Here is a 15191-nt window from a genome sequence, read left to right on the forward strand (position 1 = left end):
ACATCAAAATAATTCTCAGAAACTAGTGAAAACAGTCTGGGAGCGGTCAACCGAGAACGAAGAGACCGACGATCGATGAGATCCCCCGTCACCGACGATCCGGCATCTATCCGCGCCGCGGCGAATCGAGTTCGATGTCGGCCTCCTCGAGCAAGTCTTCGACTTCCTCGCGTTTTTCCTGATGATCCGCGAGGAACTCCCGCATCAGTTCGGCGGCCTGTTCCTTGCAGCCGCCACAGAGTCGCTCGCCGCCGACACACTCGTCGTAAACTTCCTTGGCGAACTCGTCGTCGTCGCCTGCGAGCAGGTATGCGTACAGCTCGTAAACGGGACACTCGTCGGCTTTCCCGCCGAGTTCGCGCTGTTTGTCGGCCGTCTCGCGCCCGCCCGTCGTCGCCGATTTAACCTTGTCGTAGCCCTCCTCGGGGTCGTCGAGCAGGGAGATGTGCGAGGCCTCGATCGACGAGGACATTTTCCCGCCAGTCAGACCAGTCATGAATCGGTGGTAGATCGACGACGGCGGCAGAAAGCCGTAGCCGCCGTTGTCGACTTCGACCTCCGTGGCGAGGGCTTTCGCTTCCTCAAGGTCGAGATCGAAGGCGTCAATATGACTCTCGTAGACCCGCTTTTCGCCCTCGATGGCCTCGATCAGCGCCTCGAAGGCGTCCTCGGTCGCTCGCCGGTTGAAAAACCGCGTTCGCGGCCGGATCGGTTCCTTTCCGGCCTCGGTCAGCTTCTGGACGACCGAGCCGAGGGTGTCGGCCGGAACGTCGAGTTCCTCGAGCGGCGTCCGCTCGAGTTCGTCGGCCACGTGGACACAACGAAGCGTGTCGTCGTCGAACTCCTCGGGCTCGAGGCGGTCGTAGAAGTCGGCGACGAGTTCGCGTTCCTCGTCGTCGAGCTCGAAGCTCGCGTAGGCCTTCGAGACCTTGAAAAAGCGCATCCGTTCGGCGAGATCCCGCGCGAGCCTGACGTGTGGGTCCTGGTCCGGGCCGACGGGGATGACGGTCGGTTTTGGCTCCTCGAGTTGCGGGTAGAGGATATCGGCCATCTGGGTGACGACGCTCTGCATGTGGGAAACGTCGGTTTCGCCGTCGAAGCCGTAGATGGCCTCGAACTCGGAGAAGTTGGCCTCCGCGCCGAGTTCGAACGCCAGATCCTGTACTTCGCGGTTGGTCGACTGACGGTAGAGTTTGCCCTCCTCGGGATCGAAGCCGAGCGCGAGCAGCGAGAGGAGGTAGTTCCGGCTGTGCTCGTCGATCTCGTCCCAGGTCAACCCGCGCGCGGAGTGGGCCTCTAGATCCGCGATGAGCCCGTACGCGTCGGCTCCCTGCTGTTGATGCCAGATGATCTCGTCGAACACCAGCTTGTGTCCGATATGAGGGTCTCCCGTCGGCATGAACCCCGAAAGCGCCGCAAACGGCTCGTCGTTTTGCATCGCCTCGGCGACGGGCCGATAATCTCGGTGGCCGAAGATGACGCCCCGACGCAGCAGGTAGTGCGGATCCGGTACTTCGGGTAGAATTTCGTCGAACTCCTCGATCCCGAACTCCTCGAAGAGGTTTCGGTAGTCGGAGACGCTCGAGGAACCCCACGGGTCCAGCGCAACATCGTCGGCACCTGCGGCTCCACCGTCGGAGCGGAGCTTCGACGAGGATCGCGATCCACGGGATCGCTCACCGCCGTCTGTTCTCGGTTCCCCGGACTCCTCGAGTGACTCGTCTCCGGTCATTATCACCGTGTTGGCGCGCCAGCGCGCAAAAGGCTTCGGCTTCGTGATGGATTCGGCGTGATCGACCAGACACTAGCAGTGGCGCGCGCTCGATCGCGGTTCGCCGCGTTGCGAACCGCGATCGACAGCCGTGCGAGGGACGAATGAGCGGAGCGCGACGCGAAGCGTCGCGGAACAGCGAACGGCGAAGCCGTGAGCCAAGCGAGCGAACGAGTCGGCTGGGGAGGATGTGGAAATCAGTGTTGCCAGCACGATGGCTGTTCCTGAGTGGGTCACTCTCACTACAGTACAGTAGACAGTCCGTTACAGCACATTGTTACGGTGTAAGTCGCTCGAGCGACCACCACTCTACGTTCCCATCATCGCTGACAAGCGCGAACACCATCGTCTTCCGGACGCCGTGGGCGAGCCGAACGTCCAATGCGAGGTCTCGAGGCTCGAAGACGTGATCGTCGGAAAGCACGCGAACCAGTAGTTCGGAGTGGCCCAGATCGTCGACAGACTCCACCTCTGCGTAGGTCCGAAAGTCCGCGCCGAACTTGTAGCCCGTCTTCGGAACCACGCCGTCCTCGCGGAGCGTTTTGTACACCCGGAGCCGTCGCTCGAAGCGCTCGCCTTCGACCTCACGACCCCGCTCGCGAACGACCGACGGCTCGAGGTCCAAAATCCCCCGATCCGCGAGGTGTGCGGCCTCGAGCAGGGAACACTGCAGCGTCGGGCGGTCGTACTCCCGTCCCTCGAGGGGCTGGCCGTAGAACGTCCGTTCGTAGAGGTCTCCCGGGGGCTCCCAGACGACGACTCGATCGGCCAGCAGGTCGGCGGCGATCTCGCGGCCCGGCTCCGCTGTCGCGGAACTCCCCGTCGGATTTCGCGGGTTCACGTCGAAGTAGGTGATCTCACTCTCCTCGTCGACCACGGCGAGGACGCTCTCCTCAAGCGCTCCCGCCGGGATGTCGGTCCGCTCGCCGATCACCTGCAGCGCGTAGGCGATCTCGCCGTCGTTCGGTCCCTTGCCGCGAGGGAATACCGCAAAATCGCTCTCCGGCGGATCGGTCACCCACGGCTCCTCGGCGGGTGAGAGGTAAAATCCCCTCGAGCGCAGGTCGGCGTAGACCAGAAACCGGACCCCGAAATCCGTGCCGGGTTCGCGAGCGAGCACGTCCCGAAACTCGAGCCGTTCTCCATCGTCGACGACCGCCTCGAGGTCGCCTCGGTAGAGCAGGTGGGCCGCCTCGACGGGCGCAAGTGCGATCTCGTTGCCCTCGAGTGGGTAGCCGTAGCCTCGAGCGTCGTGATAGCGTTGGCGCGCGTCCGCGCCGACGCGGACGACGCCCGCATCCTCATCGTATCTCCCCTCGAGTGTCATAGTCGCGGTTTTGCCGCCCAGCACAAAGGGGCTATGGATCGTGGATAGGGCAAGCATCCCTATTTGTCCCGTGTAACGCGTTAGCACCCGTTTCAGTCACCGTTCGATTTCAGTCGCCGCTCGTGGCCTTCGGTGCGTGCTCGGGCATCCCCTCACAGGTCGCGTCGAGACACCGGGTTCCGCTGGCGGTGCCGAAGGTCGGAAGACCGCACCGGCACTCGCCGTCGATTACACCCGAGGGTACACGAAAGCCGGTGTCGCAGTCGGGATAGTGCTCGCAACCCGCGAGCAGGCCGCCGCGTCTCAAAATCCGCAGGTCGCCGTCACAGCCCCCTTCGGGGCAGTCCCACTCGCGGTCGAAGGCTTCCTTAACTGCGTCGTCCAGAGACTCACACTGGCGGTCGATGCAAACGTTGAACGCCAGCCCGCGTTCGACGCGCATTTTGGGGAGCCCGCAGTCGCAGGTGTCCTCGCGGATGGTCGCGTCCGAGGGAACGCCGTAGCGATTGCCACAGTCGACGCAGTTGACCCCGCTCGAGCGGACGAGCGCGCCACCGCAGTCGGGACAGCTTCCGACGGGAGTCCCGGCCGCAGAGGCGGGATAGTGGGCGAAGCCGTCCTGTTCGTGGGCCGCGATTCGGAGCGTCTGGGTGTCCTTTTTCGCCACGAGCGTGAAGCCGTCCGAGCGGTCGCTCGAGACGCTGTCGGCGCGGGTGAGCCACGCGACGGGCTGGTAGCCGTCGACATCGTGGACGAGGACGGTGTTGTCGGGTTTGACGAGGGTGGTTACGCGGCCGCGGTACTCCTCTCGAGCCGTTCCGTCGGTAATCACGGTGCAGTCGCCCGCGAGCACGCGGATTGCGTCGTCGATCATGGGCGGTCTGGCCGCGGATTCGTATATAAACTCTCGTTCCCTCGAGATCCTACTTCTGGCCGTTCGCCCGATCGGCAACTCATCGACTACTCGGTCGGTCTCTCGTCGTCGGAGGCAAACGCTTCGGCTCCCTCGAGATGCGAACACAACGTCTCGAGAAATCGCGCCGCATCCGCACCGTCGACGACCCGATGGTCGAAGCTCAGGTCGAACGTAATCTGCTTGCGAAATTCCACGCCGCCGTCCTCGTCCGGCCGTGCACGTTCTCGGATACGGTTGACACCGAGAATCGCGACCTCGGGCGGGTTGATGATCGGCGTGAACGAATCGACGCCAAGCACGCCGAGGTTGGTCACGGTAAAGGTCCCGCCCCGGAGATCCGACATCGAGTAGTCGCCCGTCTGTACCGATTCGGTCAGTTCGCGGCGCTCGAGAGCGATTTCCGCGAGGGATTTCGACTCGAGACTGGCGAGGACCGGCGCGACCAATCCGGCGTCGATATCGACCGCGATGCCGACGTTTTGAGTCTCGTAGAGCCGGTGGACGCCGTCCTCGAGCGTCGCGTTGAATCCGGGATGTTCCGCAAGCGTCTCCGAAAGCGCGCGGAGGATGACGTCGATCACTGACACGCCGACATCGGCGGCCTCTGACGCCTGTGTCTCGGCCCTTGAGAGCGCCTCGGCGTCGACCTCGCGACTCGCCGTCACGTGGGCCGCGTTCTGCGAACTCTCCTGGAGTCGGTTCGCGATCGTTCGGCGCATGCCGGTGAGTTTGCGCTCCTCGAGGACGGTGCGCGTTTCGTCCGCGGAATCGTTGTTCGAGCTATCAGTTTCGCTCGAGTCGCCATTTTCGGTGGGTGGCGTCATGGTGTGAGTGAGATGGAGAATGACATAACAGACTCTTAGGCTACCTCGAGCACCGCCAAGATATCGCCGCGCTCGAACTCGTCGTCCTCGTCGCGGACGATTTCGGAGAGCGTCCCCGCCGCGGGTGCCGAAACGTCGACGCTGACCTTCTCGACCTGTATCTCACAGAGCGTGTCGCCTTCCTCGACCTGACTCCCCTCGCTCGTGAACCAGTTGGTGACGACCCCTTCGTCCTCGTCTGCGTCCTCGGGCCAGACGTCCGCGGTGTTGATCTCGAGGCGATCGGTTCCCGACATGGTCAGGAGCCGATGGATCGCACGGCGTCTTTGATATCCTCCGTCGCCGGAATTACCTCGTTCTCGAGCGGCCGTGCGTAGGGAATCGGGACGTCCGGAACCGCGAGGCGGGAGACGGCCTCGAGCGACGCCAGATCCTCCTCGGCGACGCGGGCGACGATCTCGCTCGTGACACCATAGGAGCGGTAATCCTCGTCGACGACGACCAGTCGGCCGGTCTTTGCGACCGACTCGAGGATCGTCTCGGTGTCCAGCGGGACGAGCGTCCGGAGGTCGACGACTTCGGCGTCGATACCGTCCTCCGCGAGGTCTTCGGCGGCCTCTATCGCCCGGTGGACGTGCAGGCCGAGCGTGACGACGGTGACGTCCTCGCCCTCGCGTTTGACGTCCGCGCTCCCGAAGGGGATGGTGTACTCCTCCTCGGGCACGGGCGTCTTCGGCCCGTCGGGGGCGGGCATCCAGCCGATTCCCATGAGCCGCTTGTGGAACATGTAGACGACCGGGTCGTCGTCGCGGATCGCGTTGTGCATCAGCCCCTTCGCGTCGTAGGCCGTCGAGGGAACGACGACTTTCATCCCCGGGAGGTGTGCGAAGGTGCCGTAGAGGGTTTGAGAGTGCTGGGCGGCGTCGTTGTACGTCCCGCCGACGGCCGTCGTCAACACCATCGGGACGTTCACGCTCGCCCCGCTCATGTACGTGTTCTTGGCCATCTGGTTGTAGATCTGGTCCATTCCGACGCCGAAGAAATCGACGAACATGAGCTCCGCGATCGGGCGCATGCCCGCCTGTGCGGCCCCCACGGCCGCACCGATGTAGGCCGTCTCGCTGATCGGCACGTCCATGATGCGGTCGTGGCCGAACTCCTCGAGAAGCCCCTGCGTGCTGTCGAAGATGCCGCCGTAGTCCGCGACATCCTCGCCCATATAGAAGACCTCCTCGTCGGCGCGCATCTCGTCGGCGATGGCCTCGACCATCGCCCGGCTCATCGTCAATTCGCGGTCGATCGCCTGCGCGGAATCTTGCTGTGCCATCAGTCGTCACCTCCCGCTCGAGTATCGCCTGCAAGCTCGTGCGTCGTCTCAGTCGTCGTCACGCCGGATTCCGGGCCGACGAAAACGTCCCCGTAGGCGTCCTCGGGATCGGGTTGTGGCTGGTCTTTGGCCCACTCGATCGCGCTGTCGACGCGGTCGTGGGCGTTCTCGCGGAGTTCGTCGATTTCCTCGTCCTCGATCCCCGCGGCACGCAACTCCGAGGCGAGTCGTTCGATCGAATCGCGATTTTTCGCGGCCGCCGAATCCTCCTCCGGCCGGTAGCTCTCGGGGTCGCCCATGAAGTGACCCATCCGCCGGTGGACCTGGACCTCCAGCAGCGTCGGGCCGTTACCGTCTCGAGCCCGCCCGACCGCTTCCTTGGCGGCGTCGTAGACGGCAGTCGCGTCGTCGGAGTCGACCCGCTCGCCCGGCATATCGAAACCGCCCGCGCGTTGGGAGGCGTCCGCTACGTCTGTCACGCGGTCTTTGGGCATGCTGATCGCCCAGTCGTTGTCCTCGATGACGAAAACGACGGGGAGGTCCTGGACCGAGGCGAGGTTCAGCGACTCGAGGAAGGCTCCCTGACTGACGGCCCCTTCGCCGATGAACGCGACGGCGACGCTGTCTTCGTTTCGCTTCTTCGCGGCGAGTCCGGCCCCGACGGCCGGCGGACAGCCTTCAGCGATAATGCCGCTACACGCGAAGTTGACCTCCGGGTCGAACAGGTGCATGTGGCCGCCTTTCCCCTTGCTGAGCCCTGTTTCGCGGCCGAAAATCTCCGCCGTCATCCGGTTCAGATCGACCCCCTTGGCGATGGCGATGTGATGGGGCCGATGTGGGGCCGTGACCGTGTCGTCGTCCCGCAGGTGCTGACAGACCCCTGTTGCCGAAGCCTCGTGACCCGCCGCGAGGTGTAACTCGCCGGGGATCGGTCCGGCCGAGATGTCGAAGGCCGGCTGTTTTCCCTCGAGGTATTCCTCCTGAAGGCGCTCTTCGTAGTATCGAGCCGTGACCATGTCGGTGAACATGGTCTGTAGCTTGCTAGCTTGTACCATTGAAAATCCATCAGGATCGTCCACACGAACCAGTATATACCTATGCCCGAACACCGTTCAGCGAACGGTTTGTGGGGGTTCCGAAGGGTAACGCTGACAGCGAGGGCGGGCGAACGGGACGTATGACCACAGCGACAATCGAGATCGTCCTCTTCGACGGGTTCGACGAACTCGACGCGGTCGGCCCCTACGAGGTGTTCGATTACGGCCGGCAAGCAGGTGCGTCCCTCGAGACGAGCCTCGTCACGCTCGAGCAAACAGATCACGTTCGGGCGAGCCACGGCATGCGCGTCGAACCCGACGGAGTGCTCGGCGAACCCGACTTGCTCGTCGTCCCCGGCGGCGGATGGGCCAGCGACGACGGGGGCGTCCGACGGGTCGTCGACGAGACGCGACTTCCGAACGCTGTCGCGAATCTGCACGGGAACGGCACAACGATCGCCTCCGTCTGTACGGGGGCGATGATCCTCGCCAACGCGGGGGTTCTCGACGATCGACCCGCCACGACCCATCACACCGCACTCGAGGATCTCACCGAGTTCGCCGACGTAGTCGATTCGCGGGTCGTCGACGACGGCGACATCCTCACGGCCGGCGGCGTCACGTCGGGGATCGATCTGGCGCTGTGGCTCCTCGAGCGGGAGTTCGGAGAGGACGTCTCCGACTCGGCCGCCGAGGTACTGGAACACGAGCGACAAGGGACGGTGCATCGCGAGGCGGAATAGCCGCTAGAAGCGCAAATCTTCCGTACAGTCACGCGATTCTCGCAGTGTTCGAGTCGTACACAGCGTCACCACCTTCGACTCGAGGCCCTTCGAACCTCGTGGCACCCAACCACGGCGCGCGCCGGCGACGCGCCCGAACGCGGGTGAGGGTGCGTCACCGAAGTCGTGCGAGGTCTTCGATCACGGAGTGATCGAACGGCTTGGAAGTCGCGACGCGTCTTCCAGTGGACGAGTGAACGACCGCTGGGAGTGAACGAGTCGGTTGGGGGGGAGATGCGAACGCAGTGAGCACCGCGAGGATGCGGTGGGTGGGACTGAAAGGGGCCGGCCCGGTCGGGGAGGCTGGTGGCTGGTAGCACCGCAGGTGAGCGGAGCGAACCGAGGCGCGCACGTCACCAGCCGACTCGAGCGGGCTGGGGGCTTTCTGGGTGTGAACTACAGTTCGAGATGAAGCCATCCGCGACTATTTTCCATAAGAGACCCACGAGAGGTTGAAGTCGAGAGAGAAAACGGCTATCCGTTCGGCGGGCGAACCTCGAGACGACTCCAAATGGCTGCTGTACTCTTCGATATGGACGGCGTTATTATCGATTCGGAGGATTACTGGGTCGAACGACAGCGAGAACACATTCTTCCGACCACCGTTCCCGACGAGGATGTTCCCGTCGCCGAGGTCTCGGGAATGAACTACCGGGAAACCTACGAATATCTCGAGGAGAACTACGAAACCGCGATATCCCGCGAGCGGTTCGTCGACATCTTCGCCGAGACGGCCCGGGAGATCTACAACGAACACGTCTCCCTTCTGCCGGGTTTTCACGACCACCTCGACGAACTTCACGACCGCGGCGCGACCGTCGCACTGGTCACCTCTTCGCCCCACGACTGGATCGAAATCGTCTTCGAACGGTTCGACCTCGAGGGCCGGTTCGACAAAATTGTCAGCGGCGAGGATATCGAGGGACCGGGCAAACCGCATCCCTACATCTTCGAACAAGCAGCGGACGAAGTCGGACACGAACCCGAGCACTGCGTCGCCGTCGAGGACTCCGAAAACGGCGTTCGGTCGGCTTCTCAAGCCGGAACGACCACGATCGCCTACCGAATCGACGCCCACACAGGACTCGATCTCTCGCCCGCCGACGCGATCGTCGAGACGCCGGAGGGGCTTCGGGAGACGGTTCTCGAGCAGGTCGAGTGAGGTTTCGGTCTCTTCGACTACCGCCACGTTCGACGAGTCAGCGCCGAAATAGGTTGGAAAGCCAACCGAGCACCACTCCCACGAACAACCCGTCGAGGCTCCCCCAAACGATTCCGGCGCCGAGGCCGCCTTCGTCCGGCTCGAAGCCGGGGTAGATTTCGGCCAGAAGCGTGCGCCAGCGTTGCCCGTAGCCGACCTGAGACGTGAGCCCGAGGGCGGCGACGGTGATCGACCAGAGCGTTGCAACCGCGAATCCGAGCGCGACCGGATCTAGTCGTTTCGATGAGAGCGCCGTCATCGGCGGCGGCTACCTCGATGCGATCCTTATCGGTTTCACTTGCCTGTGCGCAACAGTGGTCACCTCAAAGACGACCCACCATTACGCTACTCGAGCACCGACCGAAACCGAACCGATTCCGAGCGAGTATCCAGAATCGCCACCGTCCGATCGTCGTCGGGCGTCGGCGGGAAGTGAGCGCCGGGGTTTATCACCGTCGTTCGACCCTCTTCCGAGTGTTCTCGAGCGTGGTGGTGGCCGTAGCAAACGTAATCGTAGGTCTCGCCCTCGGCGACGGCACGAACTTCCTCGAGCGACTCTCCGTGAAGCACCGCCATCGAGAGCCCGTCGAACTCGAGGGAGGCAAAGCGGCCGTGGAGTTCGCTCTCGCCGCCCAGAGAGTCGAAGGCCGATTGCAGGTTGGCGGCGTCGCCGTCGTTATTCCCGAGAACGCCGTGCAGTTCGAACTCCGAGAAATACGGGGGAACGAGCGGGGCGACGAAATCGCCGCAGTGGACCACGATGTCGACGCCTTCCTCCTCGAATAGGTCGGTCGCTCGTTCGATTGCCGGAACGTTGTCGTGGGTATCCGCGATGATCCCGACGTGCATACCTGATCACGGGAGAGCGAGGGACAAATCGGTTCGGGACGGCTCGGAAGAAGAGTCGAGCGAGCGCAGAAACTCAGCCGAGGTGCGGAATGCCGGCCGCCTCGAGCGCTCGCGTTCGCTCCGTCTCCGAGAGCCGATACGGCTCGAGTTCGGTAGAAACCGTGCCCAGTTCCGAGCGTCGGCGCTGGTGGGCGGCCAGAAAGTCGGTAATTCGCTCGATCGCGATCTCTTTCAACTCGCCGCTCAGCAGGTCGCCCGCGCGATAATCGGCGGCGATGCGCTCGAGTTCCTCGTCGTCTTCTTCGAAGAAGAATCGGAGGTACTGGAACGGCACGTCGACGGTCGGATCGCCCCCGTGCTCGCGGTGTTCCTCGAGCGTCGGCTGCCCGCCGGTGTAGGCGTGTTCACGGATCGTCTCGGCGACGGTTTCGGCGTCGGCCGTGAGCTCGATCGACGGCGCGTCGCCGGAAGAGCTCATCTTCCCCGGCCCCTCGAGGCTCGGGAGAAAGCGCCCGAGCAACGCGCCCGGTTTGTCGACGGGTAACGCTTCCTTCGCCGCCACGTCGCGACAGACCCGAACGTGTGGATCCTGATCGATCGCGATCGGAACGAGCGTCGGCTGGCGTCCCGCGACGAGCTGGGGTAACAGGAGGTGCGTCGCCTGCACGGCGGGGTAAAACTGCAGGCCGACGGTCTCTTGTTCACCGTAGACGGCTTCGACGGTCGCCGGCGTAAGGTGTTTGGCGAGTCGAACCGCGATCGGGTAGATCACGTCGGCTTCGGCGGTGTCCACGATGATTCTTGTCCGATCGGGATCGAAGCCGACGGCGAGGACATCTCGAAGGTTCGCACGCGTGTGCTCGCCGATTTGCTCGAACGACTGCTCCTTCGCGAGGAACTTCTCGTCGTCCGAAAGCGGGATATAGACCGTCGCACCCGTTTCCTGCTGGAATCGCTTCGCGAGATAGAGGGGAAGAACGTGACCGAGGTGCATCGGTCCCGACGGCCCTCTTCCGGTAACGATCGAGTGCGGTCCACCCGATTCGACGGCCTCGAGATATCGATCGACGTCTCGGCCGGCGTAGAACGTCCGGCGTCGCAACATTGGGTGATCCGGGAATCGGGCGACCTGATCTTCGGTCAACGGATCGGCTCCGAAGCGCTCGAGGAGCTTCTCGTAGTCGATCTCACCCTCGACGGCGTAGGGGGTGACGGTGAACTCGTCGTGCTCGGTCGATTCTGCGTCAGTGCGTTCGTCGGATTCAGTGAATTCCGCGTCGATTCGGTCGTCGCGTTCGGTCGATTGTGAGCGAGTTCGTGCGCCGTTTGATCGTGAATCGGTACGTTCGTCGGTCGTGTCGGTCGTATTCGTCATTCGTTTATTGGAGTAGCTGCGGCGTAGGTTCGGCTGTCGCTCGAGGCAAAGTGAAAACAGAACGAACGGAGGGAGCGAGTGTCGCCCCGAGGACGGGTTAGGCCGCGTCGGCCGAGACGACAGAACTGTCCGCTCTCGAGGGCACGTCCCAGCGCCAAGCGAGAGCGACTCTCATTGGCTAATCTTTCGGCAGCACCAGAAAAAGACTTTCGGGGAATGTTCTTGGTTACGGATCCAGAATATATCGTCGAGCACGATGTTCTGTTTCCGGCCACTCTTCGATCAGCCATCCGCCGTATCGTGTCAATTATTTCAGACTCTGTCGCTCGATAGGAAGGTGCATAACGCGGAACGTGGAGACCCCAAACGATGAAGCGACGAAGCGCCCTCGCCGCAGGCTGTGTCACCGTCGGTTCGATCGCCACCGGCGCCCTCACCCGGCCGAGTTCGGGTGGTGGCCCGGTCGCGACAGCACGACGAGCCGACGACTCGAGTGACACCGATCGGCGGTCGGAGCCGATCCTCGAGGAAACGGTCCACGAGACCACGTTGTACGAGATCGACGCGCCCGAAAGCGGACCCACGGCGATGGTTTTCGGCGGGATTCACGGCGACGAGCAAAACGGGATCGAGGTCGCTCAAGAGATGACCGACTGGCAACCGGACGCGGGCACGCTCGTCGTCATCCCCGAAACGGACCGCATTGCGGTCGAGAACGGAGAGCGGGAGGGGATCGACGGCGATCTGAATCGGCACTTTCCGCCGGGAGGCGAACCCCAAAGCGAACTCGCGCGCGGCGTCTGGAACGCCCTCGAGACCTACGATCCGGATGTCGTCCTCGATCTCCACCGGTCGCTCGGCATCTACGGCGTCCACCACCAGTACGTCGGGCAGATCGTCTTTCACTCGCCGGACGCTCGTGGCTCCGCCCTCGCAGACGCGCTCAACGATGAGGTGATTCCCTGGTACATGCCGCTCCACCGATTCCGGTCCAGTACGAGCGACATCAACGGACCGCTTCTCTTCCAGGCCGCCAACCGCGAGCTCGGCGCGACGAGTTACCTGCTCGAGTCGACCTCGTTCGTGCTCGACGAGGACGCGATGAACCGCCACACTCGGTTCGGGGCCGCAAAAGTCCTCGAGTTACACGGCCTGCTCGAGACGGAGGGTGACGAATGACCATTCCGCGTCCGCCGATCCGCCGTGTCCTCGCCAGTCCTGTGACGCTGGCAACGTACGCGTTTCTCGTAGTGCCGTTCGCGCTGGGATGGCTTCGCTCGTCATGGATGTCGCCGCTCGCGCTTCCGGGATATCTAATCTTCGTGATCGGAACGGTGATCGGCAACGCCATCGCTCCGCGCTACGAGTTCTGGGTCTACTGGGCACCGTTCCTCGCGGGGAGTTTCGGACTCGCGACCGTCGTCGGCTACGGCTACGAAGCCTGGCAGGACGAACGGTCGAACGAAGGGTAGGCAAAGTACCGGGTGAGAACGGTGCGTTCGACTATCTGTGTGGGTTCCTGCGAAAGCGAAATTAGTTCCGCGAGGGATCGGGGTCGGGGTCGGTAACGAACTCGAGGACCTCGTCCTCGGTGACTTCGAACCCTTCTCGAGAGAAGTAGTTCGCGATGTTTCGGCAGTCGCGTTCCAGGAAGGTCTCGCTGTTCGGATGGTGGACGGTGACCGCCTGTCCGAGATCGATGAGTACGAGTTGACCCTCATCAAAGATAATGTTGTACTCGCTCAGGTCGCCGTGGATCAACCCCGCCGAATAGAGCCGGCGCATGTACTCGCGAACCACTTCGTAAGCCGTCTGGGGGTTCTCGATCTCGACCTCTCCCAGTCGCTTGGCACGGCCGTCCTCGTCGCCGATGTACTCCATTACGAGGACGTTCCGTTCGGTCGCGATCGGGTCCGGGACTCTGACACCCGCCTTCTGGGCCCGCATTAGGTTCGCGTACTCCTTTTTGACCCACGCGAGCACGACGTCCTTTTTCTTCCCGCCCAGACCCTCAAAGCGCGGGTCACCCTCGAGGTAGTCCCGCATCTGGCGGAAGTTCGAGGAGTTGATGCGGTAGATCTTCACTGCAACTTCGCGGTCGTCTCCCAGCGCGTGGTAGACGTTTGCCTCCTTACCGGTCGAGAGCGGGCCGCCGAATGCCTCGACGTGGCCATCCTGGACGAGTTTGTATAGGGCCGCGAACGTCGCGTCATCGAACACCGATTGTTCGACCTTGAACTGATCGGCGTCTTTGATCCGCTCTTCGAACTGCTCGAACTCGCGGTCGCGTTTGCGCGCGATCCGATCCGCTTCGGTCTCCGAAACGTCGATCTCCTCCCACTCGTTACCCGGTGTCTCGACGGCCTCGCTGTCTACCAATCCGTACTCCGTTTCCATCTACTGTGTGATTGTCGCCCACGCGGGTAAAGTACTGGGTATCGTTCACCGGAGACTGACAGGTACCTTGTCAGACGGGCTACTGTAACGATTTCCCGGATCGACCACCGGACGGGTGCGGCCGCTCCGGAAATGACGGACAACAGTCCGTCTCACACGAGAACGCGACACCGTATCGGTTTTGCCACACCCGCAGAAAGAACGAGTATGAACGCGATCAAAGACGCCGTCCACGACTACATCGAGGTCGACGGCGTCGCCCGCGACCTCCTGGATACGACGGCGATGCAGCGACTCCGACACGTCAAACAGCTCTCGACGGTCAGGCTCGTCTACCCCTCCGCGAACCACACCCGGTTCGAGCACAGTCTCGGCGTCTACCACCTCGCGCGACAGGCCCTCGAGCACCTCGAGATCACCGGCGCTCGCGCGGAGGCCGTCCGCGCGGCGGCCCTGCTCCACGATGTCGGTCACGGCCCCTACGGCCACCAGACCGAGCGGATCATCGAGCGCCGACTCGGTCGCCACCACGACGACATCGACCACTTGCTGGCCGACGGTGAACTCGCAACCGTACTCGAGTCCCACGGCCTCGACACCGGAACGGTCGCCGACCTGATCGCCGGAGAGGGGAAACTCGGCCAACTCGTCTCGAGCGATCTCGACGTTGATCGGATGGACTACCTCGTGCGCGATGCCCATCACACGGGCGTTCCCTACGGCACCGTCGATCCCGGTCGCCTCGTTCGCGTCCTCCAGTTCGTCGACGGCGACCTGGCGCTGGCGGAGGGCAACGTCGCCACCGCCGAGAGCCTGCTCGTCGCCCGCGCGCTGATGAACGCGACCGTCTACCGCCACCACGTCTCCCGCATCGCCGGCTCGATGCTCGAGCGCGCGAGCGAACAGCTACTCGACGGCACCGACGTCGGCGTCGAGGAGTTCGCCCGGATGACCGACGCCCAACTGCTGGCGGCGCTCCGGGAGTTCGAGACGACCGCGCCAGTGGCGGCTCGGCTCGCCGAACGCAGACTGTACAAACGAGCCGTCTGGACGGAACTCGAGGAGGTGCCCGAATGGGTGCTCGGGGCCGACCACGAAGAGCGCAGGGAGCTCGAGGCCGATCTCGAAGATGCCCTCGGTCTCGAAGAAGGTGACGTCATCATCGACTGCCCCGGCCGGCCGAGCATGCCCGAAACGCACTCGCGAGTGGTCGTCAACGGCGACGTTCGACGCCTCCACGAGCAGTCGCCGCTGGTGCAGGGACTGCAGGCGGCCCAGCGCGCCCAGTGGCGACTCGGCGTCTATACGCCCGAACCGCACGCTGATACGGTTCAGGACGCGGCGACGGACCTGCTCGAGTTGACAGAATAACACAGCGACAAGAA

The 15191-nt window shown here is 63.5% G+C and carries 16 protein-coding genes; 5 read left to right on the top strand and 11 right to left on the bottom strand.

Annotated elements, in window-relative coordinates; all coding sequences use genetic code 11:
- Positions 1-106 precede the first annotated feature (106 nt).
- The 7 genes from QNM96_RS11660 to QNM96_RS11690 all read right to left on the bottom strand — a co-directional run bounded on the left by QNM96_RS11660 (position 107) and on the right by QNM96_RS11690 (position 7193).
- On the bottom strand, positions 107-1732 hold the full coding sequence (locus tag QNM96_RS11660; RefSeq protein WP_283836526.1) for a tryptophan--tRNA ligase: 1626 nt from the start codon (positions 1730-1732) through the stop codon (positions 107-109).
- Between the two features lie 316 nt (positions 1733-2048).
- Positions 2049-3098 carry a tRNA-intron lyase gene (gene endA, locus QNM96_RS11665; RefSeq protein WP_283836527.1) on the bottom strand — a complete coding sequence of 350 codons (1050 nt, stop codon included), beginning with the start codon at positions 3096-3098 and terminating at the stop codon, positions 2049-2051.
- Between the two features lie 109 nt (positions 3099-3207).
- On the bottom strand, positions 3208-3972 hold the full coding sequence (locus QNM96_RS11670; protein ID WP_283836528.1) for an endonuclease NucS domain-containing protein: 765 nt from the start codon (positions 3970-3972) through the stop codon (positions 3208-3210).
- An 86-nt stretch (positions 3973-4058) separates the two neighbouring features.
- Entirely contained in the window at positions 4059-4838 is a 780-nt protein-coding gene (locus QNM96_RS11675; RefSeq protein ID WP_283836529.1) for a 2-oxo acid dehydrogenase subunit E2, read from the bottom strand.
- Positions 4839-4873: 35 nt separating this feature from the next.
- Positions 4874-5134, bottom strand: a complete 261-nt coding sequence (locus QNM96_RS11680) for a lipoyl domain-containing protein (RefSeq protein WP_283836530.1) — start codon at positions 5132-5134, stop codon at positions 4874-4876.
- 2 nt (positions 5135-5136) lie between these two features.
- Entirely contained in the window at positions 5137-6165 is a 1029-nt protein-coding gene (locus QNM96_RS11685; protein ID WP_283836532.1) for an alpha-ketoacid dehydrogenase subunit beta, read from the bottom strand.
- The gene (locus QNM96_RS11690) at positions 6165-7193 is read right to left on the bottom strand and encodes a thiamine pyrophosphate-dependent dehydrogenase E1 component subunit alpha (protein ID WP_283836952.1); all 1029 of its coding nucleotides are present in this window, start codon (positions 7191-7193) and stop codon (positions 6165-6167) included. The genes QNM96_RS11685 and QNM96_RS11690 overlap by 1 nt, the downstream gene beginning before the upstream one ends.
- A gap of 149 nt (positions 7194-7342) precedes the next feature.
- Here QNM96_RS11690 and QNM96_RS11695 point away from each other — a divergent pair, with 149 nt between their 5' ends.
- Entirely contained in the window at positions 7343-7945 is a 603-nt protein-coding gene (locus tag QNM96_RS11695) for a DJ-1/PfpI family protein (RefSeq protein WP_283836534.1), read from the top strand.
- A 550-nt stretch (positions 7946-8495) separates the two neighbouring features.
- Positions 8496-9146, top strand: a complete 651-nt coding sequence (locus QNM96_RS11700) for an HAD-IA family hydrolase (protein WP_283836536.1) — start codon at positions 8496-8498, stop codon at positions 9144-9146.
- Positions 9147-9183: 37 nt separating this feature from the next.
- Here QNM96_RS11700 and QNM96_RS11705 read toward each other — a convergent pair whose 3' ends face one another.
- The 3 genes from QNM96_RS11705 to QNM96_RS11715 form a co-directional block, all read right to left on the bottom strand.
- The gene (locus QNM96_RS11705) at positions 9184-9444 is read right to left on the bottom strand and encodes a bacteriophage holin (RefSeq protein WP_283836538.1); all 261 of its coding nucleotides are present in this window, start codon (positions 9442-9444) and stop codon (positions 9184-9186) included.
- 86 nt (positions 9445-9530) lie between these two features.
- A complete protein-coding gene (locus QNM96_RS11710) occupies positions 9531-10034 on the bottom strand; it encodes a YfcE family phosphodiesterase (protein WP_283836539.1) in 504 nt (167 codons plus the stop codon).
- Positions 10035-10107: 73 nt separating this feature from the next.
- Positions 10108-11409, bottom strand: a complete 1302-nt coding sequence (locus tag QNM96_RS11715) for a tryptophan--tRNA ligase (RefSeq protein WP_283836541.1) — start codon at positions 11407-11409, stop codon at positions 10108-10110.
- A 369-nt stretch (positions 11410-11778) separates the two neighbouring features.
- On the opposite strand from QNM96_RS11715, the gene QNM96_RS11720 reads away from it, so the two are divergent.
- Both QNM96_RS11720 and QNM96_RS11725 read left to right on the top strand, forming a co-directional pair.
- The gene (locus QNM96_RS11720) at positions 11779-12588 is read left to right on the top strand and encodes a succinylglutamate desuccinylase/aspartoacylase family protein (protein WP_283836542.1); all 810 of its coding nucleotides are present in this window, start codon (positions 11779-11781) and stop codon (positions 12586-12588) included.
- Positions 12585-12881: a hypothetical protein gene (locus QNM96_RS11725; RefSeq protein WP_283836545.1), complete on the top strand. Its 297-nt coding sequence runs from the start codon at positions 12585-12587 to the stop codon at positions 12879-12881. The genes QNM96_RS11720 and QNM96_RS11725 overlap by 4 nt, the downstream gene beginning before the upstream one ends.
- 61 nt (positions 12882-12942) lie before the next feature.
- On the opposite strand, the gene rio1 is transcribed toward QNM96_RS11725, so the two are convergent.
- The gene (gene rio1, locus QNM96_RS11730; RefSeq protein WP_283836547.1) at positions 12943-13806 is read right to left on the bottom strand and encodes a serine/threonine-protein kinase Rio1; all 864 of its coding nucleotides are present in this window, start codon (positions 13804-13806) and stop codon (positions 12943-12945) included.
- Between the two features lie 207 nt (positions 13807-14013).
- On the opposite strand from rio1, the gene QNM96_RS11735 reads away from it, so the two are divergent.
- Positions 14014-15177: an HD domain-containing protein gene (locus QNM96_RS11735; RefSeq protein ID WP_283836549.1), complete on the top strand. Its 1164-nt coding sequence runs from the start codon at positions 14014-14016 to the stop codon at positions 15175-15177.
- The last annotated feature ends 14 nt before the right edge of the window (positions 15178-15191 follow it).

The sequence above is a fragment of the Halostagnicola sp. A-GB9-2 genome (genome assembly GCF_030068615.1).
GTDB lineage: Archaea > Halobacteriota > Halobacteria > Halobacteriales > Natrialbaceae > Halostagnicola.